This window comes from Actinoplanes sp. NPDC051411, assembly GCF_040682075.1.
In the GTDB taxonomy this organism is placed as follows: Bacteria; Actinomycetota; Actinomycetes; order Mycobacteriales; family Micromonosporaceae; genus Actinoplanes.
Map to the genome: position 1 here is coordinate 110788 of NZ_JBFBAD010000001.1, position 22278 is coordinate 133065.

22 protein-coding genes are annotated in these 22278 nt (G+C 71.9%); 16 read left to right on the top strand and 6 right to left on the bottom strand.

Translation table 11 applies throughout. The features are described 5' to 3' along the window. The first annotated feature begins 49 nt into the window (after positions 1–49). From AB0M88_RS00470 to AB0M88_RS00495, 6 genes are read left to right on the top strand one after another with little or no spacing between them, the layout of a single operon-like run. Complete coding sequence (locus tag AB0M88_RS00470; RefSeq protein ID WP_364093252.1) at positions 50–2158, top strand: alpha-galactosidase; 2109 nt, start codon at positions 50–52, stop codon at positions 2156–2158. A gap of 3 nt (positions 2159–2161) precedes the next feature. After that, a complete protein-coding gene (locus AB0M88_RS00475) occupies positions 2162–3421 on the top strand; it encodes an ABC transporter substrate-binding protein (RefSeq protein WP_364093255.1) in 1260 nt (419 codons plus the stop codon). Continuing rightward, positions 3421–4314, top strand: a complete 894-nt coding sequence (locus tag AB0M88_RS00480; RefSeq protein ID WP_364093258.1) for a sugar ABC transporter permease — start codon at positions 3421–3423, stop codon at positions 4312–4314. Before AB0M88_RS00475 ends, AB0M88_RS00480 begins: the two co-directional genes overlap by 1 nt. Continuing rightward, positions 4314–5165 carry a carbohydrate ABC transporter permease gene (locus AB0M88_RS00485; RefSeq protein ID WP_364093507.1) on the top strand — a complete coding sequence of 284 codons (852 nt, stop codon included), beginning with the start codon at positions 4314–4316 and terminating at the stop codon, positions 5163–5165. The genes AB0M88_RS00480 and AB0M88_RS00485 overlap by 1 nt, the downstream gene beginning before the upstream one ends. 25 nt (positions 5166–5190) lie before the next feature. Beyond that, entirely contained in the window at positions 5191–6153 is a 963-nt protein-coding gene (locus AB0M88_RS00490) for an acetylxylan esterase (protein ID WP_364093261.1), read from the top strand. 39 nt (positions 6154–6192) lie between these two features. Then, complete coding sequence (locus AB0M88_RS00495) at positions 6193–7185, top strand: S66 peptidase family protein (protein ID WP_364093264.1); 993 nt, start codon at positions 6193–6195, stop codon at positions 7183–7185. Positions 7186–7212: 27 nt separating this feature from the next. Here the strand turns inward: AB0M88_RS00495 and AB0M88_RS00500 are convergent, their stop codons facing one another. Next, positions 7213–9135 carry a S53 family peptidase gene (locus AB0M88_RS00500; protein WP_364093267.1) on the bottom strand — a complete coding sequence of 641 codons (1923 nt, stop codon included), beginning with the start codon at positions 9133–9135 and terminating at the stop codon, positions 7213–7215. Positions 9136–9218: 83 nt separating this feature from the next. Continuing rightward, on the bottom strand, positions 9219–10211 hold the full coding sequence (locus AB0M88_RS00505) for a reductase (RefSeq protein ID WP_364093270.1): 993 nt from the start codon (positions 10209–10211) through the stop codon (positions 9219–9221). A 156-nt stretch (positions 10212–10367) separates the two neighbouring features. Here AB0M88_RS00505 and AB0M88_RS00510 point away from each other — a divergent pair, with 156 nt between their 5' ends. Then, entirely contained in the window at positions 10368–10826 is a 459-nt protein-coding gene (locus tag AB0M88_RS00510; RefSeq protein ID WP_364093273.1) for a hypothetical protein, read from the top strand. On the opposite strand, the gene AB0M88_RS00515 is transcribed toward AB0M88_RS00510, so the two are convergent. From AB0M88_RS00515 to AB0M88_RS00530, 4 genes are all read right to left on the bottom strand, one after another. Continuing rightward, positions 10819–11676 carry a fumarylacetoacetate hydrolase family protein gene (locus tag AB0M88_RS00515; protein ID WP_364093276.1) on the bottom strand — a complete coding sequence of 286 codons (858 nt, stop codon included), beginning with the start codon at positions 11674–11676 and terminating at the stop codon, positions 10819–10821. The two genes, AB0M88_RS00510 and AB0M88_RS00515, sit on opposite strands and share 8 nt — an antisense overlap. Next, the gene (locus tag AB0M88_RS00520; RefSeq protein WP_364093279.1) at positions 11676–12566 is read right to left on the bottom strand and encodes a fumarylacetoacetate hydrolase family protein; all 891 of its coding nucleotides are present in this window, start codon (positions 12564–12566) and stop codon (positions 11676–11678) included. Before AB0M88_RS00520 ends, AB0M88_RS00515 begins: the two co-directional genes overlap by 1 nt. A 69-nt stretch (positions 12567–12635) precedes the next feature. Then, positions 12636–13196: a carboxymuconolactone decarboxylase family protein gene (locus tag AB0M88_RS00525; protein WP_364093282.1), complete on the bottom strand. Its 561-nt coding sequence runs from the start codon at positions 13194–13196 to the stop codon at positions 12636–12638. Next, a complete protein-coding gene (locus AB0M88_RS00530) occupies positions 13193–14026 on the bottom strand; it encodes an IclR family transcriptional regulator (protein ID WP_364093284.1) in 834 nt (277 codons plus the stop codon). The genes AB0M88_RS00525 and AB0M88_RS00530 overlap by 4 nt, the downstream gene beginning before the upstream one ends. A 130-nt stretch (positions 14027–14156) precedes the next feature. Between AB0M88_RS00530 and AB0M88_RS00535 the strand changes: the two genes are divergently transcribed. From AB0M88_RS00535 to AB0M88_RS00575, 9 genes are all read left to right on the top strand, one after another. Next, positions 14157–14912 carry an SDR family NAD(P)-dependent oxidoreductase gene (locus tag AB0M88_RS00535; RefSeq protein WP_364093287.1) on the top strand — a complete coding sequence of 252 codons (756 nt, stop codon included), beginning with the start codon at positions 14157–14159 and terminating at the stop codon, positions 14910–14912. 90 nt (positions 14913–15002) lie between these two features. Continuing rightward, positions 15003–15749 carry an SDR family oxidoreductase gene (locus tag AB0M88_RS00540; RefSeq protein WP_364093290.1) on the top strand — a complete coding sequence of 249 codons (747 nt, stop codon included), beginning with the start codon at positions 15003–15005 and terminating at the stop codon, positions 15747–15749. Then, entirely contained in the window at positions 15749–16723 is a 975-nt protein-coding gene (locus AB0M88_RS00545; RefSeq protein ID WP_364093293.1) for a heme-binding protein, read from the top strand. The genes AB0M88_RS00540 and AB0M88_RS00545 overlap by 1 nt, the downstream gene beginning before the upstream one ends. Before the next feature lie 40 nt (positions 16724–16763). Continuing rightward, the gene (locus AB0M88_RS00550; protein WP_364093295.1) at positions 16764–17684 is read left to right on the top strand and encodes a 2-dehydropantoate 2-reductase; all 921 of its coding nucleotides are present in this window, start codon (positions 16764–16766) and stop codon (positions 17682–17684) included. Between the two features lie 87 nt (positions 17685–17771). After that, positions 17772–18740: a substrate-binding domain-containing protein gene (locus tag AB0M88_RS00555; protein WP_364093296.1), complete on the top strand. Its 969-nt coding sequence runs from the start codon at positions 17772–17774 to the stop codon at positions 18738–18740. Between the two features lie 3 nt (positions 18741–18743). Beyond that, positions 18744–19772 carry an ABC transporter permease gene (locus tag AB0M88_RS00560; RefSeq protein ID WP_364093298.1) on the top strand — a complete coding sequence of 343 codons (1029 nt, stop codon included), beginning with the start codon at positions 18744–18746 and terminating at the stop codon, positions 19770–19772. Between the two features lie 2 nt (positions 19773–19774). Then, complete coding sequence (locus AB0M88_RS00565) at positions 19775–20542, top strand: ATP-binding cassette domain-containing protein (protein ID WP_364093300.1); 768 nt, start codon at positions 19775–19777, stop codon at positions 20540–20542. Continuing rightward, positions 20542–21747, top strand: coding sequence for a family 1 glycosylhydrolase (locus AB0M88_RS00570; RefSeq protein WP_364093303.1), 1206 nt, complete (start codon positions 20542–20544; stop codon positions 21745–21747). The genes AB0M88_RS00565 and AB0M88_RS00570 overlap by 1 nt, the downstream gene beginning before the upstream one ends. A 2-nt stretch (positions 21748–21749) precedes the next feature. Further along, complete coding sequence (locus AB0M88_RS00575) at positions 21750–22268, top strand: VOC family protein (RefSeq protein ID WP_364093306.1); 519 nt, start codon at positions 21750–21752, stop codon at positions 22266–22268. Positions 22269–22278: the final 10 nt, after the last annotated feature.

A 22278-nucleotide genomic window follows, 5' to 3' on the forward strand; every position in this document is an offset into this window, starting at 1 on the left:
CATAGCCTCCGTCATCGACACGACATCCACGTGTAACCGCGAGGACTGCATGCCCGCTGCCGTTGAATTCGAGCCCCACCGCCGCCTCTGGCTGCTGACCGGGCCGTCCACCTCCTACGCCGTCCGGCTCGCCGCCGACGACGGGGTCCGGCACGTCCACTGGGGCGAGCCGGTCACCCTGGACCAGGCGGCCGAACTGGCCGACCGCGACGAGCGGACGCCCCACCCGGCCGCCAGCAGCTTCGAGCACGGCGTCGGGCCCGAGGAGCTGCCCGTCGAGGGCGGCCCGCGGTTCGGCCCGGCCGCGCTGCGGGTGCGCTTCGCCGACGGCACGAGGGCGGTCGAATGGCGCCACACCGGCGCTCGCGTCGAAGCGGAAAGCCTGCGCATCGACCTGGCCGACCGGCACTACCCGCTCGCCGTCGCGCTGCACTACCGGCTGGCCGGCGACGTCCTCGAGCGCTGGACCGAGGTGACCAACCACGGCACCACCCCGATCGCGGTGCTGCGCTGCGACTCCGCCGCGTGGACCGTCCCGGCCGGTCCGCGGCACCGGCTCAGCCACCTGGTCGGCGCCTGGAGCAGCGAATTCCGCCTCCAGCGGGCCGATCTCCCGACCGCCGAGACCGTGCTCACCAGCCGGCGCGGCGTGACCAGCCACCACGCCAACCCGTGGCTGGCGATCGACGACGGCACCGCGGGCGAGGAGCACGGCGAGGTCTTCAGCGCCGCCCTCGCCTGGAGCGGCAGCTGGCGCATCACCGTGCACCGCGACCCGTCCGGCCGGGCCGGCTTCACCGGCGGCTTCGGCCACGAGGGCCTGAGCTGGACCCTCGCGCCCGGCGAGACCCTCGAGACGCCGGTCTTCGCCGGCCTGCACACCCGGTCGGGGTTCGGCGGGGCGAGCCGGTCCTGGCACCGATACGTACGCGACGAGATCCTGCCCGAAACGCGGGAGACCCGTCCCGTGCTCTACAACTCCTGGGAGGCCACCGGCTTCGACGTGGACGAGGCGGGACAACTCGCCCTGGCCGCGCGCGCCGCCGGCCTCGGCGCCGAGCTGTTCGTGATGGACGACGGCTGGTTCGGCGCCCGCACCAGCGAGCGGGCCGGTCTGGGCGACTGGACCCCCAACCCGCATCGCTTCCCCCGCGGCCTGGCCCCCCTGGCCGCCGAGGTACGCCGGCTCGGCATGCGCTTCGGCCTGTGGCTCGAACCCGAGATGGTCAACCCGGACAGCGACCTCTACCGCACGCACCCCGACTGGGTGCTGCACATGCCGCACCGGCGGCGGACCGAGATGCGCCACCAACTGGTGCTCAACCTGGGCCGCCCGGACGTCGCGGCCTGGACCCACCAGTGGCTCGACGCGCTCGTCGGCGACCTGGGCCTCGACTTCCTCAAGTGGGACGCCAACCGCCCGTTCACCGAGGCGGGCTGGCCCGGCCACCCCGACCCGGACCGGGTGCACCTGGCACACACCCGGGCCGTCTACCAGATCATGGACCGGCTCCGGGCCGACCACCCCGGCCTGCGCATCGAGTCGTGCGCCGGTGGCGGCGGCCGGGCCGACCTGGGCATCCTGCGCCGCACCGACCAGGTGTGGCCGTCCGACAACACCGACGCGGTCGACCGGATCGCGATTCAGCACGGCTTCGGCCAGCTGTTCCCGGCCCGGGTCATGGGCGCCTGGGTCACCGACAGCCCGAACGTCACCACCGGGCGGGTCATCCCGCTGCGGTTCCGCTTCCACGTCGCGATGGCCGGCGTGCTCGGCCTCGGCGGGAACCTGACCGCGTGGACCACCGAAGAACTCAAGGAGGCGGCCGGTCTGGTCGCCGCCTACAAGGTGGTGCGACCGGTCGTGCAGCACGGCACGGCCTACCGGGTGAGCGGCGGCGGAACGCTCACCGGCGTCCACTACGTGCTCGGCGCCGACCAGGTGATCCTCGCCTGGTGCCCGAGCCGTCCGTACGGCCACACCCCCGGGCCGTTGCGGCTCACCGCGGTCGACCCCCAGGGCGTCTACCGCGATCTCGATACCGGGGCGACGCACTCCGGGGCGGCCCTGCTCACCAGCGGCCTGCCCCTCGACCTTCCGGCCGGCGATCACGCGAGCGTGCTCGTCCGGCTGACACGCATCGACGACTCGGAGTAGATCATGAGCTATTCACGCCGTACGGTAATCAAGGGTGCCGCCGCTCTCGGCGCGATACCGATTCTCGCCGCCTGCAGCGGCGGCAAGCCGCCGGCGAGCGCCGACAGCAAGGCCACCTCGCTCGGGTCCGGTCTCGCCGACGCCGTGCCGAAGTCCGGCATCCAGGCGATGGTCGACGGCTTCCAGAGCTCGTCCGGCGATACCGTGCGCCTCAACGTCATGCCGCGCGACCAGCTCGTCAACAACATCAGCAGCTACCTGCAGTCGAACCCGGAGGACGTCGTCACCTGGTTCGCCGGCTACCGGATGCGCTACTACGCGGCCAAGGGCCTGCTCGCGCCGGTCGACGACGTGTGGGAGACGATCGGCAAGAACTTCGGGGCCGGCCTGGCCGACGCGTCGTCCAACGACGGCAAGAAGTTCCTGGTGCCCAACTACAACTACCCGTGGGCCGTCTTCTACCGCAAGAGCGTCTGGCAGCAGCACGGCTACCAGGTGCCGGCCACGTGGGACGCGCTGATCGCGCTCTGCACGCAGATGAAGAAGGACGGCCTGAGCCCGATCGCCTTCGGCGACAAGGACGGCTGGCCGGCCATGGGCACCTTCGACTACCTCAACATGCGCACCAACGGCTACCAGTTCCACGTCGACCTGACGGCGCACAAAGAGTCGTGGAGCTCGCCCAAGGTGCAGGCGGTCTTCGACCACTGGAAGCAGCTGCTGCCCTTCCAGGACACCGGTTCGCTCGGCGCGACCTGGCAGCAGGCGGCCCACAACATGGCCAACAAGAAGTCGGGCATGTACCTGATCGGCACGTTCCTGCTCCAGGAGATCACCGACAAGTCCATCGTGGACGACCTCGACTTCTTCCCGTTCCCGGCGATCGCGGTCGAGGGCACCGACGCGATCGAGGCGCCGATCGACGGGTTCGTGCTGTCGGCCAAGGGCAAGGACAACCCGGCCGCCAAGGCGTTCCTCAAATACCTGGGAACCGGGGCGGCGCAGGACGCGTACGCCTCGAAGGACCCGTCCAACCTGCAGACCGCGGCCGACGCCGACACCTCGACGTTCTCGCCGATCCAGAAGAAGGCGGCCGAGATGATCGCCCAGTCGAAGAACGTCAGCCAGTTCTTCGACCGCGACGCGCTGCCCGCGATGGCGACCAACGTGATGATCCCGGCGCTCCAGAGCTTCCTCAAGGACGGGAAGATCGACCTGAACAGCATGGAGACGCAGGCCAAGACGCTGTACGCCTCAGCCTGATGGCGGGTCGTGTCCGTCGTCTCACCGGGGGCGACAAGGCGGTGCTCACCGTCATGGTGGCCGTCCCGACGCTGATCCAGGCCGTCCTGATCTGGATCCCGACGCTGCTGTCGATCGGCTTGTCCTTCACCCACTGGAACGGGCTGGCCATCTCCGACATCAAGTCGGCCGGGTTCGGCAACTACCGGTTCGCGCTCGAGGACTATCCGCCGTTCTGGCCCGCCATCTGGCACAACGTCATCTGGCTGGCCTTCCTGGCGCTGGTCGCGACCCCGCTCGGCCTGCTGCTGGCGGTGCTGCTCGACCAGCAGATCAAGGGCACCCGGATCTACCAGAGCATCTTCTTCACCCCGGTGATGCTCTCGCTGGTGCTGGTCGGCATCATCTGGCAGCTCGTCTACGCCCGCGACGAGGGCCTGCTCAACAACCTGCTCGGCACGGCCGGGAAACCGAGCGCGGTCGACTGGTTCGGCGATCCGCACGTGAACCTGTGGGCGGCGCTGGTCGCGACCGGGTGGCGGCACGCCGGGTACATCATGATCCTCTATCTGGCCGGGCTGAAGGGGCTGGACCCGACCCTGCGCGAGGCCGCCTCGGTCGACGGGGCGACCGGCCGGCAGACGTTCTTCCGGGTCGTCTTCCCGGCCATGCGCCAGATCAACATCCTGGTCGTGGTCATCACGTTCATCGAGGCGCTGAGAGCCTTCGACATCGCGTGGGTGATCAATCACGGCACGAACGGGCTCGAACTGCTCAGCATCCTGGTCATCCAGAACCTGGTCGGCGAGGGCCAGGTGATCGGGGTCGGGTCGGCGCTGGCCGTGCTGCTGCTGATCGTCTCGCTGATCCCGATCGTCATCTACCTCGTGCGTACGTTCCGGAGGGCCGAGTGATGCGTCGCCCGCGCTATGGAACCCACCTGTTTCTGCTGGCCATGTCGGTGCTCTGGCTGGCCCCGCTGCTGTGGACGCTCTACACGTCGTTGCGGCCCAAGGCCGACACCGACAAATACGGCTACTGGAGCCTGCAGGGATCGTTCGGCTTCGGCAACTACGCCACCGCCTGGACCCAGGGCCGGCTGCCGACGTACTTCGTGAACTCGATCTACATCGCCGTACCGGCGGTCATCCTCACGCTCGTGCTCGCGTCGATGATGGCGTTCGCGGTCAGCCGCTTCACGTGGAAGTTCAACGTCACGCTGCTGATCCTGTTCACCGCCGGCAACATGTTGCCGCCGCAGGTGCTGGCCGCGCCGCTGTTCGAGATGTTCAAGCACACCCCGCTGCCCTACCAACTGAGCTCCTCGGGGTCGCTGCTCGACACGTACTACGCGGTGATCGCCGTCGAGACCGCGTTCCAGCTCGGCTTCTGCACGTTCGTGCTCTCCAACTACATGAAGACGCTGCCCGGCGAGCTCACCGAGGCGGCGCTGGTCGACGGGGCGGGGGTGTGGCGGCAGTTCCGGCGGATCGTGCTGCCGCTGACCCGCCCGGCGCTGGCCGCGCTCGCCACCCTCCAGGTGATCTGGCTGTACAACGACTTCTTCTGGCCCCTGCTGTTCATCCAGAGCGGCGACCGGCTGCCGATCACGACCGGCGTCAGCAGCCTGCAGGGGCAGTTCCTCATGAACTACAACCTGATCGCGGCCGGGGCGACGATCACCGTCATCCCGACCCTCGTCGTCTACCTGGCGTTGCAGCGGCATTTCGTCGCCGGGCTGACATTGGGCGCCAGCAAGGGGTAAGAATGATCTTTTTAGGGGATGCCTGATGGCGCAATTCGACCTGCCGGTTGAGCAACTTGCCGCGTTCAACCCTTCCGTCGCCGCACCGGATGATTTCGACGAGTTCTGGAAGTCGACGCTGGCCGCCGCCTCCGGGCACGATCTGGCAGCCACGTTCACGCCGGTCGACGTGCTGCTGCCCGAGGTGAAGGTCTACGACATGCGCTTCGCCGGCTACGCCGGGCAACCCGTCGCGGGCTGGTTCCTCACCCCGGCGGCCGGGGGCGGCCCCCGCCCCTGCGTGGTCAACTACATCGGGTACGGCGGGGGCCGCGGCCGCCCCCACGAGTGGCTGGTCTGGCCGGCCGCTGGCTACTCCGTGCTGGTCATGGACTCGCGCGGCCAGGGCGACGGCGACACCGACGACGTGCCCGGAGTCGGCGTCCAGCACAAGGGCCTGATCACCCGGGGCGTGCTCAGCCGCGACGACTACTACTACCGGCGGCTGTTCACCGACGCCGTACGGGCGGTCGACGCGGCCCTGACCCGCCCCGAGGTCGACCCGTCGCGGGTCGTGGTGGCCGGCGCCAGCCAGGGCGGCGCGCTCAGCCAGGCCGTGGCCGGGCTCCGGTCCGACCTGGCCGGCGCCATCATCGACGTGCCGTTCCTGACCCACTTCCGGCGCGCGACCGAGATCACCGACGCCTACCCCTACCGCGAGCTGTCGGACATGCTCCAGACCAACCGCGACCGGGTCGACGACGTGTTCGCCACGCTGTCGTACTACGACGGCCTGCACTTCGCCGCCCGCGGCACCGCCCCCGCGCTCTACACGGTCGGCCTGATGGACGACATCTGCCCGCCGTCCACTGTGTACGCCGCCTACAACCGTTACGCCGGACCGAAACAGCTCCAGGTCTGGCCCTACAACGGCCACGAGAGCGGGGCAACCTTCCAGCCTCCGGTCAACCTCCGCTGGCTGCGCTCGCTGTTGACGCCGGCCGTTTAATCCGTAGCGCGTCGTCGCCCGCCTGGGGACACTGCGTCGGTGCTACCTGAACTGCTTCGACCTCGTGCCCTCCGGCCGGGCGACCTCGTCGTCATCGCCGCGCTGTCCGGGCCGCTCCCGGCCGCCTACGAACCCAACGTCGAGCGGGCGGTGGCCGTGCTCGAGCGGATGGGATTCCGCGTGCGCCGGGCACCGCTGCTCGAAGCCGGGCGCCACCGTTGGTGGAGCGCGGCGACGCCGGCCGAGATCGCCGCGGAGCTCAACGGTCTTCTGCGCGATCCCGAGGTGCGCGCGATCATCGCGAACGACGGCGGGCAGACGGTGCTCGGCTACCTCGACCTGATCGACGTCGAGGCGGTCAGGGCCGACCCCAAGCCGATCCTCGGCTACAGCGACATCTCGCTGCTGCACCTGGTGCTCTATGCCCGCACGGGTCTGGTCGGGTTCCACGCCGACATGGCCACCCCGGGCTTCGGCGGGCATTGGCCGGCCGCGCCGGCGTCCCGCCAGGCCGAACTGGAGAAGCTCTACTCCCGCTTGCTGACCGGCACCGAGGCGATCGGCGCGCTGCCGTCGAGCCCGTCGTGGGAGTGCTGGCGGCCCGGGCGGGCCGAAGGCCGGCTGATCGGCGGGGTGATCAATCGCATCGTGCTGGCGCAAGCCACGCCGTACGCGCTGCCCCTCGCATGGTTCGACGGTGCCGTGCTGTTCTGGGAGGAGATCGGCGGCCTGGCGTCCTACGTGTGGAGCTATCTGCAGGTGCTGCGGCACGCCGGCATTCTCGATCGGATCTCCGGCATGGTCGTCGGCACTCCGCGCGACATCGCCGGACTCGAGGCGCCCGGCGCGTCCCCGACCCTGGCCGAGATCGTCCTCGACGTGCTCGGGGACCGCGACATCCCGGTCCTGGGCAACGTCGACATCGGACACGCCGGCCCGAATCTGCCGATGCCGGTCGGCATCCGCGTCGCCCTTGACGCGCGGCAGCGGACATTGTCGCTGCTCGAACCGGCCACCGGGCCGGTCGGCTGAGCACCGCCGACCGGCCCTCGTCACCGATCAGTCGAAGGCGGTCACGAACGAGTTGGTCGGGGTGCCCAGGCCGGTCACGTCGTCGAAGCCCGGGGTCACGCCGAGGCCGAAGTCGATGCCGTGCGTCGTCAGGCACGGCTCCTCGTCGGCGGTGCCCTGGCAGTACTTCGTGCCCACGCTGACCGGCGGGTCGGCCGGGTCGACCGGGCGGATGTCGTGGAGGGCCCCGGTGCCGGCCAGCCGGTAGAGGGCCGGGTTGACGAAGCCGAGCGCGTGCCCGCTGGCCTGCTTCGCGTCGGCGAACAGGGCGGCCAGCAACGGTGACGAGCCACTCGTGCCGCCGCCCGCCGGCTGTTCGGAGTAGACCGGCGGGCCCGGTTCGGGGCCGCCGTCCGACGGGCCCGGCTCGACCGGCGCCAGCTCGCTCGGCGCGGTGTAGCCGACCAGCCAGAAGGTTCCGGCGTCGGCCGCGACATCCGGCACGACGCGGGCCCGGGACGAGCCGGCGATGCCGCGCTGATAGGACGGCTGGGCGATCCTCTTGCTGAGGCCGCCGCCGGAACCCATGTCGAACGTGCCCGGCGGATTCGAGCCGAGCGGGGTGACGGTGTCGCCCCAGCCCCACTCGGCCTGCCGCGTGCCGTCAGCGCCGATGGCCAGGCTGGTGCCGCCGACGCCGGTCGCCCAGGCGTCCGAGGTCGGGTAGGGCACCATCGGCGGCTCGCTGGTGCCGGAGGTGCCGTCGCCGTAGTCGCCGGAGGCGAAGTTCATGCCGATGCCCTCGATCGCGCCCTGCTGCAGCATGAGTTCCCAGGCGGCGATCAGCGCGGGCGAGGTGTCGCCCTCGATGCCCGGCCACGAGTCGGACACCACGTCGGCGAGGTGCGAGTCGACGACGCGGGTGTGGGCGTCGAGGAAGTCCCAGTAGGTGTAGTTGCAGCCGGCGCTCACGAAGACGACCTTCGCGTCGGGCGCGATGGTGTGGACGGTCTCCACGTCGAGGGCCTCTTCGGGGTTGTCGCCGTCGGGCCACTCGCTGCAGTCGAAGTCGGGCGGCAGGTTCTCGGTGTACTGGCCCGGCTTGAACCCGGGCAGGCCGTGCGCGGCGAAGAACTCGTCGGCGTCGGCCAGCATCGTCGGCACGCGGGCGTCGAGCACGATCGCGACGGTCGCGCCCCGGCCGGTGTAGGGGCTGCCGGTCACGCCGTACGCGGACCGCATCTGCTGCGGCGTGTAGCCGCAGGTCTCGGTCGGCGCCGAGGTGTGCCCGTAGGCCCGCGGCACGCTCACCCGGTGCTCACCCCAGTAGTGCGAACAGGGAAAGGCCGCGGGCTCGGTGGCCCGCACGGCCGAGGGGCGGCGCACGGCCGCCTGCGGTTGGGGTCCGTCGACGTACGCGGTGAGCCCGTCGACCGACAGCACGGCCGGGCTGAGAGTGGCCGGCACCGACATGTCACCGGCCGGCGCGACCTGATAGGACGGGAACTTGTCGTCGCCCTGCCGGTAGGTCTTGAACGTGGTGGCGAACGCCGCGGCCGCCTGCGCCACGGTCGCGTCGACGGCCAGGTAGTGGGTGGTCCCGCCGGTGACCGTCATGCCCTGCCCGGTCAGCCACGCGCGTACCGCCGAGATCTGTGCTTCGGTGACCCCGTACCGCTGCCGGTACCGCGCCGGCGTCAGGTAGTGGGCGTACGCCGGGTTCGAGGGTTCCGAGACCGCCCGCGCGGTGCGTACCCGTCCGGCCGTGTCCCGGCCGCCGAGGAACACCCGGAACTGCAGGTGGGTGCCCGGGTCGGTCGGCACGACGTCGCCGGTCACCGGCCCGGCGAGCGGCGACGGCAGCGTCACGCGCCCGGTCGGCACCGGCGAGGCGTACGCCGTCCCGGCCCCTCCCACCAGCGCGGCGACCGCGACGCCCACGACCAGGCCGCGCCACGACCACCGGCGCATCGGTTCATGAGATGTCATGCCCTTGAGACGCGAGTGGACGATCGATCTGTGGCCTCCGGCCTCGTGTCTCTCGGCGCGGCGGCCTACGCCCCGCCGAACGCGGCCAGCAGGGCCCGCTCCCGTTGCGGGCTGAGGCCGGCCTTGCGGGGCCGGTCGAGGCCTTCCGCCCGCTCGTAGGCGAGAACGTCGGTGACCAGCCCGGCCCGCTCCCGATGGCGCAGGCCGGCGGCGACGGCGGCCGCGCCGGTGCGGGCCGACCAGCCCTCCCATCCCGGCTCGACGCTCCACATCGCCAGCGAGTCCTCGCCGCCGTACTGCTCGACCTCCTGGTCGACGAGCCATTGCCGCGGCACGCTCACGACGGGCCCGGTGTGCCCGCCGATCCGCCGGCACAGCTCGACCCATTCCCCGAACGGCACGACGGGGCCGACGACGTCGTACGCGCCAACGGTGCCGCGTTCGGCGCAGTCGAGGATCCAGGCGGCCTGGTCGCGGACGTCGACGACCTGGGTGGGCAGGTCCGGGGTGTCCGGCACCAGCATCGGTTCCTCCGGCGACCGGGCGGCGCGGGCGACCCAGGCGCCGGACCGTCCGCTGCGGTCGCCCGGGCCGCCGATCAGACCGGAGCGGGCGACGAGCAGCCGGTCGCCGAGCGCGGCCGCACTGGCGTCCTCGCAGGCCACCTTCGCCTCGCCGTAGAGTTCCCGGCCGGCCTCGTCCTGGTCGGTGGGTTCCCGCAGCGGGAACGACTCGTCCGCGCCGGGCGTGTCGAAGGCCGCGTAGGCGTTGCCGGACGACACGTACGTCCAGTGCCCGGCCCGGTCGGCGAGGGCGGCGAGCGCCCGCTTCACGAAGCCGGGTTGCCAGGAGACCTCGACCACCGCGTCCCACGACTGGTCGCGGGCCGGTTCGTAGGCGAGCGGATCGCGCCGGTCGGCGGCGATCAGCCGGGCGCCGGGTGCGGGCGGGCCGCTGTGGCCACGTGCGAGGCACGAGACGGTGTGACCCCGCCCGACCGCCTGCCGGGCGACCTCCCGGCCGAGCCACTGGGTGCCGCCGAGGATGAGGATGTCCATCGGCCGAGTCGATCAGTGGGCAGCCGGTTCCCGCAACCCGGTTCGCGGCCGGCGTAAGCGAAAGCGGTGATAGCCGCCCGTCGATGGACGGGTTCAGAGCCGATCCGTGACATTACCGTGGTCAATCCGCCGCGGGCGGTGACTAGCGTCCCGGGCGTGACCACCATGCGGCCGCGCGGCGGCCTCAGCAACGTCGGGCTCGGCGTCGTCATCGGCGTGGCCGTCGCGCTGACGCTCGGGCTGCTCGGGCTGCTGGCGATCCCGGTGTTCGGCTTCTTCGCCTGGTGGCGTCTGGGCCCCGACGTCGACGACGCGAAGGCGGCCGCCGACCACTACCTGGCGCGCCTCGAGGCCCGGGACGACGCCGGCGCCTACGCCCTGCTGTGCGGCGACGCCCGCCACGCCACCACCCGGGACGCCTTCACCGACCTCGTCGACGCCGGCCCGCGCCCGGCCTCCCACACCGTGGCCGACGGCAGCTTCGCCGACGAGGCCGGCCACCACGCCGACGTGGTCGCCTATCTGGCCGACCGCTCCGGCCCGCGCCGCCGGCTCGAGCTCACCCTCACCTACGCCGACCGCAAGTGGAGCGTCTGCGGCGCCGACCTCATCTAGGGCCCTGAGCGAAGGTCTGGCGGAGCTCGCCGACGCCGTCGAGGCGGCTGATCAGGGTCTCGCCCGGCCGGAGGAAGCGCGGCGGGGTGCGGCGGTTGCCGACTCCGGCCGGCGTGCCGGTGAAGATGAGGTCGCCGGGCAGCAGCGGGCAGATCGCCGAGATCCGGGCGACCAGGTCGTCGATCGGGAAGATCATGTCTCCGGTACGGCCGGACTGCAGGGTCTCGCTCGTCGATCCGTTCAGCAGCGTCGACTCGAATCGGATGTCGTCGCGGTCCGGGAAGGCGTCGGGGGTGACCGCCACCGGTCCGGTTGGGCCGAAGCCGGGGAACGACTTGCCGAGCGAGAACTGCGCCGGCCGGCCCTGGGACTGGGTCAGCCGCTCGGACAGGTCCTGACCGCACGTCAATCCGGCGATCGCGTCCCAGGCCGCCGCCCGCGGGATGCGGTGTCCGCCGGCGCCGATCACCGCGACGACCTCGATCTCCCAGTCCACATTGCCCGGCGGCAGGGCGACGGTGGTGACCGGGCCGGTGACGCAGCTCGGGAACTTGGTGAAGACCAGCGGCGCGTCCGGCGGGGTGAAGCCCGCCTCGGCCGCGTGCGGCCGGTAGTTGAGGGCGACGGCGAAGACCTGGCGCGGGTCGGGCACCGGCGGTCCGAGTTCGGCTTCGGTGACCGAGACCGCCCCGGACCGGTCGGCGGTCGGCGCCCACGCCCGCACCTCGTCCCAGCGGGCGAGCGCGGCGCGGGCGCCGGACGGGAGCGCCCCGCCGGAGGCGGTGGCCACGTCGAGCGCGCGGCCGTCGGCCACCAGGACGAGGCGTCCGCCGAGCGTGCCGAACCGCATCAGCCGACCGTCTCCGAGTACAGGTCCGTGGTGTATGGCGGGGTGTCGTGCGCCGCGCTCCACGGCACCACCCGGTTGCGCAGCACGCCGATGCCCTCGATCTCGGCCTCGATCTCGTCGCCCGGCCGCAGATAGAAGTCGAACGGGTCGGGCTGCACGGCGGCGACCCCGGAGATGGTGCCGGTCGTGATGATGTCGCCGGCGCTGTATCCCTGCGCCGAGTGGTGCGCGACCAGGTGGGGGATCGAGATGACCATCTGGGCGGTGTTGCCCTGCTGGCGCACCTGACCGTTGACCTTCAGCCGCATCGCCAGCTTCTGCGGGTCGGGGATCTCGTCCTTGGTCACGATCCACGGTCCGATCGGGCAGAACGTGTCGATGCCCTTGGAGAACGAGAAGACGCCGGACTTCATCTCCTGCCGCTGGATGTCCCGGGCGGTGATGTCGTTGAAGATCAGGTAGCCGGCGATGTGGTCCTCGGCCTCGTCCGGCGAGAAGAACTTTCCGGCGCGGCCGATCACGATCCCGAGCTCCAGCTCGTAGTCGAGCTCCTTGGTCAGGCCCTCGGGATAGACGATCGCGTCGTCCGGCCCGATGATCGCGTCGACGTTCTGAAAGAACACGATCCCCTTGTGCACGGGATGGGACCAGTTCACGGCCTGAAGCTCGGTGTGGTGCTCGGTGAAGTTGCCGGCCGTGTGGAAGAACTTCTTCGGCACGATCGGCGCGCGCAACCGGACCGCGGCCCGGTCGAGCCGTTCGCCGGTCTCGTCGACCCGGCCGCCGCGCTCGAAGAACTCCCGCGTCGACCCGCAGGCCAGCTCCACCACCGTGTCGCCGTCCAGGCGGCCGACCCGGCCGTCGTCGAACGTGACCAGCTTCATCGCCATCACCGCAGCTCTCGGAATGTGAAAGTCGATTACGTCAAATGGAAGCGTGCCCCGGCGGCCCGCATGGTGTCAAGAAACCCGGAAGACCCGCAGCTGCATGGCCAGAGCCTGGTAGTAGCCGGCGATCGTGAGCAGCTCGAACACGCCGGCCTCGCCGAGCATGCCGAGCGCCCGCCGGTATTCCTCGTCGTCCAGATCGCGCCGGACGACGAGCGCGTGGGCGGTCGCCGCGACCACCCGTTCGAGCTCGCCGGCGAGAGCCTCGAACCGGCCCGTGCGCAGCGCGTCCAGCTCGTCGCCGGTCAGCCCGGCGTGCCGGCCGATCGGCTCGTGGGCGGCCCACTCGAAGGCGGCGTCCGCGGCGACGGCGGTGACCAGGATCGCGATCTCGCGCGCCCGGTCGCTCAGCGCCGTCTCGTAGCGCACGGCCGCCCCGAGCGCCTGCCACGCGAACCCGAGCCGGGGCTGCAGGAGGAACGCGTTGAACGGCCCTTCCAGCCCGCCGTCCGCGTCGACCAGCGGGAACAGCTGTGGCCCCTGGGCGCGCCGGCCGCCGGCGACCGCGGCGTAGACCGCGCGCTGGTCGTCGTCGAGGTCGGCCGGGGCGAGCTTGCCGAGCCGCGCCGTCACAGGCCGGCCGCCAGCTGCGAGATCTCGGCGCACGTCGCCAGCAGCACCGGCTTGAGCTCGCGCACGATGCGCTGGGTCGACCAGTCGCGGGCCTGCACCGCGAGGTTGACCCCGGCGATGACCCGGCCGCCGGCGCCGGTGATCGGGGCGGCCACCGAGCGCAGCCCGTGGGCCAGCTCCTCGTCCTGCAGGGCCCAGCCCTGGTCGCGGATCTGGACCAGCTCCTGCCGCAGCTCGTCCAGCGACACCTTGGCGTTCGGGCCGTGCTGGCCGGGGAACGAGGCGTCGGTGATCCGCTCGACCAGCTCGGCCTCGTCGAGCCACGCCAGCATCAGCTTGCCGATCGAGGTGTGCACCGCGGGCAGCGTCGAGCCGACCTGGATGTTGGCCGTGACCAGGTCGGAGTTGCGCAGGCGGATCAGGTAGAGCACCCGGTCGCCGGTGAGCACGGCCAGGTTGACCGTCTCGCCGGTGGTCTCGCCCAGCCGCTGCAGCCGGGGCGTGGCCAGCGCGACCAGGTCGAGGCTGCGCAGCGCGGCCCCGCCGAGGGTCAGCGTGCGCACCCCGGGCCGGTAGTCGCCGTTCGGCAGATGATCGAGGTAGCCCTCGGCGGTCAGGGTCATCACCACGCGGTAGACCGTGGGCATCGGCAGCCCGGACGCGACGGCCAGGTCGCTCACCCGCCAGGTGGGCCGCTGCTCGTCGAAGAGGCTCAGCAGTCGCAGCCCCTTGGCGAGCGCCTCCACCCGGTATTCCGGCTTCTCGCCGCCCGCGGCCGGGCTCGCGGTGCGAGTGGCGACGGGCGTGGGATTTCGCCGACTGGCGGCCATGGATCACCTTCTCGAAAACGGATTTCACCGACGGCGCCCAGCTTAAGGCGTGCCTGGACAGTCCCCGGTGGCTGGTCTAGCTTACTGGATAGTGACTTTCGCAGGCCGAGAATACAAGCGTGAGGTGCCCATGGACTGGTTGTCACTCTCCGGCCGGCCGACCCTCGTCGCCGGGGCCGGCGGTCTGGGAGGCGCCAGCGCGGCCGGCCTCGCCATCCAGGGCGCCGCGGTCGTCCTCGTCGACGTGGACGAGGAGCGGCTCGACGCGGTGGCCCGTACGGCGAAGGAGGCCGGCGGCACCGTGCGGACCGTCGTCGCCGACCTGCGCTCGGCGGACCGCTGCCGCGAGGTGGCGGCCGAGGCGGCCGGGCTGGTCGGCGTGCCGCAGATCTTCGTGCACGCGGTCGGGCGCAACGTGCGGCGGCCGGTGCTCGAACTGGGCGACGACGACTGGGCGGACATCGTCGAGCTGAACCTGTCCACGGCGTACTGGCTCGGCCAGGCGGTGGGCGGCCAGATGGTCGGCGCCGGCTACGGCCGGATGACCTTCGTGTCGTCGGTCTCGGGGCTGCTCGCGCACGCCGACCACGCGCCGTACGCCGCCAGCAAGGGCGGTCTCAACCAGCTCATCCGGGTGATGGCCCGGGAGTGGGCGACCCGGGGCGTGACCGTCAACGCGGTGGCGCCCGGCTACATCGAGACCGCCCTGACCAAGGACCACCTGGATCGGGACGGCAACCGGGAAGCCCTGGAGAGCCTGGTCCCGGCGCGCCGGCTCGGCGTGCCCGAGGAGGTCGCCGACGCGGTCACCTTCCTCTCCTCGGACCGGGCGCGGTTCATCACCGGCCAGGTTCTCTATGTCGACGGCGGCCGCGTCCTGGTCTGAGAGAGTAACTCCGACAAATCACCCCGAAACGGAGGACCACCCGTGCCACTCACCCCCCTCCCCGTTCCTCGCCGGTTCGAAGGCCGGTCCGTGGTTGTCACCGGCGCCGGCACCGGATTCGGGGCGGAGATCGCGATCCGCGCCGCCCGGGAAGGCGCCCGGGCCGTCGGCGTGCACTACCGGTCCTCGAAGGCCGGTGCCGAGGCCACCGCCGAGCGGGTCCGCGAGGCCGGTGCCGAGCCGGTCCTGCTGCGCGCCGACATCGTCGAGTGGGCGCAGGTCGCGGCCCTGGCCGACGAGGCGTTCACCGAGCTCGACGGCGTCGACGTGCTGGTCAACAACGTCGGCGACGTGGCCCGCGAGCAGATGTCCTGGCGCGACATCACCGAGGAGTCGATCGACCACGTCCTCGCGGTCGACATCAAGGGCACCATGGCCTGCATCCACGAGTTCGGCAAGCGAATGCTCGAGCAGGGCCACGGCGCGATCGTCAACATCGGCTCGACCGTCATCGTGCGGGGCAGCGCCCGCGCCCCGCAGTACGCGGCGGCCAAGTACGGCCTGCTCGGCGTCACCAAGTCGTACGCGCACGCGTTCGCCCCGACCGTCCGGGTCAACGTGTTCGCCCCCGGGTTCATCGAGACCGAGGCGACGCTGGGCCGCAAGGACTGGAAGTCGGGCCGCGGCGACCAGCTGCGCGAGCTGACGCCGATGGGCCGCATCCCGGGCCCGGCCGAGCTGGCCGGCACGGCACTGTTCCTCGCCACCGACGACGCGAGCCACATGACCGGCGGCTACCTGGTGGCCGACGGCGGCTACAACATGGTCGGCGCCTGATGTCCGCCCACCCCCGCGATCTGCCGCTCGCCGAGGCACGTGAGCTGGTGCAACGGGCCGTGGACAAGGCCGAGCAGCTCGGACTGCGCGGTGGCGTCGCCGTGGTCGGCGCGAGCGGTGCGCTGATCACCGCCTCCCGGCTCGACCACGGCGGCCCGGGCGGGATGGCGCGCGCCCGGTCGAAGGCGTGGATCGCCGCCACCCAGCAGATCACCAGCACCGAGCATCTGCACCGGATGACGACGCTGCCGGCGCCCATCTCGGCCGGGTTCGTGGGGGTGAGCCCGGAGGCGATGTTCCCGGGTGCGGGCGGGATCCCGGTGCGGGACAAGGACGGCGTGGTGGTCGCCGGGGTGGCCGCGTCCGGGGCGACGGTCAGCCCGTTCCTGCCCGAGGGGGTGGCTCCCGAGGCCGTCAGCGCCGCCGGCGAGCCGGCGAACCCCGAGGACCTTCTGATCGCGTACGCCCTGGACATCGCGTACGTGGGACAGCACGGCGACGACGCGGCCCGCTGGCGGCAGCGGTTCGGCGACCTGGTGGTGGCGCCGGAGAGCAGCCTCGGCATGCGTCCCGCCCCACCCGCCGCCGCGCAGTACGAGCTGGCCTGGGCCAAGGATCTGTGCGACCGGGTGCTGGCCGGGGCGCGCCGCCGGGGCCTGCGCATCAGCGTGGCGGTGGTGGACCGCGGCGGCGATCCGATCCAGCAGGACCGGATGGAGGACGCGCCGGCCGGCGGCGTCGACATCGCCCTCGGCGTGGCCGCGGCGGCCGCCCGCTTCGGTGTCCCCAGCGAGCGCCTGACCGAGTGGTACGGCGGGGCGATCACCGGCCTGAACCCGGTGCGGGTGCTCGGCGTCGCGGGCGGCCTGCCCCTGGCGGACGGCGACCGGTTGGTGGCCGGCCTCGGCGTCGGCGGTGCCGACCCGGCGGAGTGCCGGGCCCTGGCCCAAGCGGTGACAGCGGCGACGCCATGAGCGACTCGGAGCGCGGGGCGGCGGCGACAGGGACGACGCCATGAGCGACACCCGGATCGCGGTGCTCGGCTGCGGCGCGATCGGCAGCCTCTACGCCGCCCACCTGGCCCGCGTGCCGGGCGTCGAGGTCTGGGCGGTCGATCCGTGGCGCGAGCACGTCGAGGCCATCGAAGCGGGCGGTCTGACGGTCACCGGCCAGGCCGACTTCACCGCGCCGGTGCACGCCCGCGCGAGCGCCGCCGAGCTGCCGCGCTGCCACCTGGGCATCGTGGCCACGAAGTCGCTGCACACCCGCGGCGCCGTCGAAGCCGCGAGGGAGGCACTCGCCGGCGCGGCCGTGGTCAGCGTGCAGAACGGGATCGGCAACGAGGAGCTGATCGCCGAGTTCGTGCCGCGGGTCATGCGGGGCACCATCGTCACGGCCGGCGCGGTCACCGCTCCCGGGACCGTCCGTTACGACGCTCCGGGCGACTCGTGGTTGGGGCCGTTCGAGCCGAAACCGGCGTCCGCCGAGGAGATCGCGCTGCTGGCCGGGCTGCTCGACGAGGGCGGCCTGAGGACCCACGCGGTAGCGGACGCTCGTGGTCCGCAATGGACGAAGGTCGTCTTCAATGCGGCGACCAGCCCGCTGGCCGCGCTGACCGGGCTCACCGTCGGCCAGGTCTGCACCGATCCGGCGCTGCGGGCCCAGGTGGGGATCCTGATCGACGAGGCGCGCGCGGTCTGCGCGGCGGCCGGCATCGTGCTGACCCGCGACCCGGCCGAGGCGGTCGAGGAGGCGATCCGGGAGGCGTTCCGGCACAAGCCGTCGATGCTGCAGGACGTGCTGGCCCGGCGCCCGACCGAGGTCGACGTGCTGAACGGCGGGATCGCCGCCGAGGGCCGCCGGATCGGGGTGGCCACGCCGGCCCACGACGCGATGGTCGCGCTGGTCCACGGCCTGCAGAGCTCCTGGAATTAGCCATGGACATCCTTCCGGGTGTCGTTTACGTTTCTCGCATGCAACACCGAAAGTAGTTTTCACTAGGTGAAAGTCGGGAGTCCGGCCGTGAGAATTCACCCCACACGCCCCGCGGGCGCCATAGTCGCTCTGCTGGTGCTGGCGTCCTGCAGCCACGCCTCGGATTCCGGCGGATCGGCCGCCGGCCAGGCCGCGGCCCTCCCCGAGACCCTGGTCTTCTCGCCGCTCTCGCTCGCCCCGCCCGCGCTCAAGGGACTCTCCGAGGGCGTGAAGGGCTACGCGAGCGGCAAGGGCTGGGAGGTCATCGTCCAGGATCCGAACTTCGACTCGAGCACGCAGACCCAGCAGCTCAACGAGGTGCTCAGCTCGGGCCGGGCCGGGGCCGGCTGGATCATCGCGGTGGCACCGCCGTCGATCCTGCCGATCATCAGGACGGCCCAGTCGAAGGGCATTCCGCTACTGGTCAACGGCCGCCCCGACGAATACGGGTTCGCGGGCCCGCAGCCGGGCATCACCTTCGACTACGTCGACTACGCGGCCGGCGGCAAGGCCCTCGGCGAGCAACTCGGCAACTGCGTCAACGAGAAGATGGGCGGCCGGGCCGACGTGCTGGCCGCCCAGAGCTCCGAGGGGCAGGCCGGCAAGAAGGAGTTCGAGGAGGCCGCCGCGGCCGCGCTCAAGGCCACCGCGCCGGGAGCCACGATCGTGCAGAGCGTGATCGCCAAGGACCGGGCCGGCGCCCAGACCGACGTCGGCAACGTGTTGCAGGGCAAGCCCGGCCTGAGCGCGGTGCTGGCGTCCAACGACGAGGGCGCGCTCGGTGCGATCGGCGCGTTCGCCGCCGCCGGCAAGACCCCGCGGTGCGTGACCGACTTCGGCGGCAACGACGAGGTGCTGAAGAACGTCACCACCGGCAAGATCTACGCCTCGGTCGCGCTGCAGTTCCAGGCCGACATGACCCAGTCGTTCGACACGCTGGTGAGGATGCGGGCCGACCCGAAGGCGAACGGTCAGGTGCTGATCGTTCCGCAGAAGGTCCTGACGGCTAAGGACTGAGGAATGACGGTGACTGCCGAAACGCCGGTCGCGACCGCCGGGCCGGAGAAGGACCCGGCCGGCGTCCGCTGGCTCATCTTCGCCCGCGACCGCGGCATCCTGGTCCTCTGGGTGCTGCTGCTGGCCGGCTTCAGCGTGTGGGCCCGTCCGTACTTCGCCAGCCTGGACAACGCGATCCTGATCGCCAACGCGGCCGCGCTGACCGCCATCTTCGCGGCCGGCATTGCGGTCGGGGTGATCTGCGGCGCGCTCGACCTGTCGATCCCGGGCACCGCGGCGATGGCCGGCTGCGTCTGCGGATGGCTGATGACCCACGGGCTGCCGGTGTGGCTCGGGATCCTCGCCGGGCTCGCGGTGGGCGTCGTGGTCGGGCTGGCGAACGGGCTGATCGCGCTGCGCGGCTTCAACCCGATCATCGTCACGATCGGGTCGTTGTCGGTGCTGTCCGGGCTGGCCGCGGCGCTCGCCGGCGGATACACGATCCCCAGCCTGACCGGGCTGACGTTCCTCGGCACCGACCGCTTCGCCGGGATTCCGGCCCCGGTCTGGGTCGTGGCCGCGCTGTTCCTGGCCGGCACCGCGTTCCTCACCCGCACGCGCGACGGCATCCGGCTGATGGCGGTCGGCGGCAACGCCGAGGCGGTGCGGCGGTCCGGCATCCACGCCGACCGTTACCGGGTGCTCGGCTTCGTGGTGAGCGGGTTCTGCGCGGCGCTCGGCGGGCTGGTCACGGCCGCGCTGGTGACCGAGGCCAACCCGGCCGCCAACCCGGGCATCATCTTCAACGCGCTCACCGCGGTGGCCCTGGCCGGGGTCTCGCTCAGCGGCGGCCGGGGATCGCTGCCGCGGGTGCTGGTCGGCGCCCTGATCCTCGGCACGATCTCGAACGGGCTGACCATCAAGGGAATCGAGCCGTACTGGGCCACCGCGGTCACCGGCCTGTTGCTGCTGGCCTCGCTGAGCCTGGACAAATGGGTGTCGACCACGGTCTCCCGGCGGCTGGTCGCGGCCGCGCAGAGCGGAAAGAGGTAGCCATGGCCCGGGCATTGGAGCTGCGCGGCATCGACATGCACTACGGCTATGTCCGCGCCCTGGACGCCATCGACTTCGCGGTGCACCCGGGCGAGGTCGCCGGCCTGCTGGGCGACAACGGGGCCGGCAAGTCGACGCTGCTCAAGGTGATGTCCGGGGTCCACCAGCCGACCAGCGGCACGATCCTGGTGCACGGCGAGCCGACCGTGTTCAGCTCGCCGAGCCGGTCCACCGCGGCCGGGATCCAGATGGTCTATCAGGACCTCGCGCTGGTCGACGCCCAGGACATCGCGACCAACCTCAACCTCGGCCGCGAGATCCTGCGCAAGGGTCCGCTGGGCCGGCTCGGGTTCGTCGACCGCAAGGCGCAGCGCAGGCGGGCGGCCGAGGAGCTCGACCGGCTGGGCGTGCGGACGGCCGTGGTGACCCGCCCGGTCGAGATGCTCTCCGGCGGACAGCGGCAGGTGGTCGCGCTGGCCCGGGCCGCGACCCGGGTCACCGGCGACCGCAACGGCGTGCTGCTGCTGGACGAGCCGACCGCCGCGCTGGGCTACGAGCAGACCCGGCAGGTCGAGGCGCTGATCCGGCGGATGGCCGAGCACGGGGTGGCCTGCGTGCTGGTCACCCACAACCTGCCGCTCGCGGCCGGGGTGTGCGACCGGATCGTGGTGCTCAACCGGGGCCGCAAGGTCGCCGACGTGGCCACCGCGGAGACCGACAACGACCAGCTGGTCGGCTGGATCACCGGGGCGCGGGGGTCGATGTTCTGATGGGCTTCCTCTGGGGCGTCGCGACGTCGGGGCATCAGACCGAGGGCGGCAACACGACCAGCGACACGTGGTTCGCCGAGCACGTCACGCCGACCGCCTTCCGGGAACCGTCCGGCCCGGCCTGCGACGGCTTCCACCGCTGGCGCGACGACCTCGACCTGGTCGCCGGGATGGGCCTGTCGGCGTACCGGTTCTCGGTCGAGTGGGCGCGGGTCGAACCGGTCGAGGGGGAGTTCGCCGAGGCGGCTCTCGACCACTACGCCGCGATCGTCGACCGCTGTCTCGAACTGGGCCTGGCGCCGGTGGTGACGTACAACCACATGACCGCCCCGCACTGGTTCGCCAGGCGCGGCGGGTGGCTCGATCCCGGCTCGGCGGAGGTGTTCGCGCGCTACTGCGGCGTGCTGACCGACCACATCGGTCAGTCGATCGCCTACGCGGTGACCCTCAACGAGCCGAACCTGCCCCGGCTGCTGTCCTGGGCCCCGATCCCGGATGCCGTCCGCGACCTGGAACGCGCCACCCTGGATGCGGCGGGCCGGGCGGCCGGCGTCGAGCGCTACCGGCTGGCCAACGTCGCGCTGCCCGAGGAGTTCGACGCGCTCGAGGACGGGATGGCCGCCGCGCACCGGGCCGGCCGGGCGGCGATCAGGTCCCGCCGCCCCGATCTGCCGGTCGGGCTGAGCCTGGCGGTGGTCGACGACCAGGCGGTCGGCGAAACCAAGATCAGAGATCGAAAACGAAACGACGTGTACGCCCGGTGGCTGCGCCTGGCCCGCGACGACGATTTCGTCGGGGTGCAGAACTACGAACGCGCCCGCTACGACGCCGACGGTTTGCTCCCGGCCGGGGACGGCCCGCTGTTCTCGGACGTCCACCCGTCGTCACTGGGCAACGCGGTGCGCTACGTGCACGCCGAGACCGGCGTCCCGGTGTTGGTCACCGAGCACGGCCGGGCGACCGACGACGACACCCGCCGGGCGGCGTTCCTCGAACCCAGCCTGGCCGGCCTCCACGAGGCGATCCACGAGGGCGTGCCGGTGCTCGGATACCTGCACTGGACGCTGCTCGACAACTTCGAGTGGATCTTCGGTTACGGGCTGAAGCTCGGCCTGGTCGAGGTCGACCGGGCGACGTTCGCGCGGACACCGAAGCCGAGCGCGGCCGAATACGCCCGGCTCGTGCGGCAACACCGGGGCGGCTGAGCGTGCCCGCGCCTCATCACTTCGGATACTGGGTGCCGGACCTGGCGGCGGCCGTCGAACGGGCGGCCCGCACGCTCGGCATCGGGCCGTTCCTGGTGCACCGGCACGTCGTCTTCGATACGTTCCGGATGGCCGACGGCACCGAGATCACCGACCCGGCGTTCTTCGATCACACCGCCGCCTTCGCCGCGTGGGGACCGGTCGTGCTCGAACTGGGCGAGGTGCACTCGATCGACGGGAGCCTCGCCGCGGCGTACGGAATCGGTTTTGACCGCATCGGGCACGTCTCGTGGGTGACCGAAGATCTGGCCGCCGAGGGCGTGCGGCTGGAAGCCGCCGGCTGCCGGCCGATCCACGAGGCGGTGACCGGCGCGGTCCACGTCGCCTGGTACACCGGCGGCACGCTCTTCCCGCACCCGATCGAACTGCACCGGGCCGGCCCGCCGATCCTCGGCCTGCACGACCGGCTGGCCGCGGCGGCCCGCGGCTGGGACGGCCGCGATCTGAGCTTTTCCATCTGAAACCGAGTGG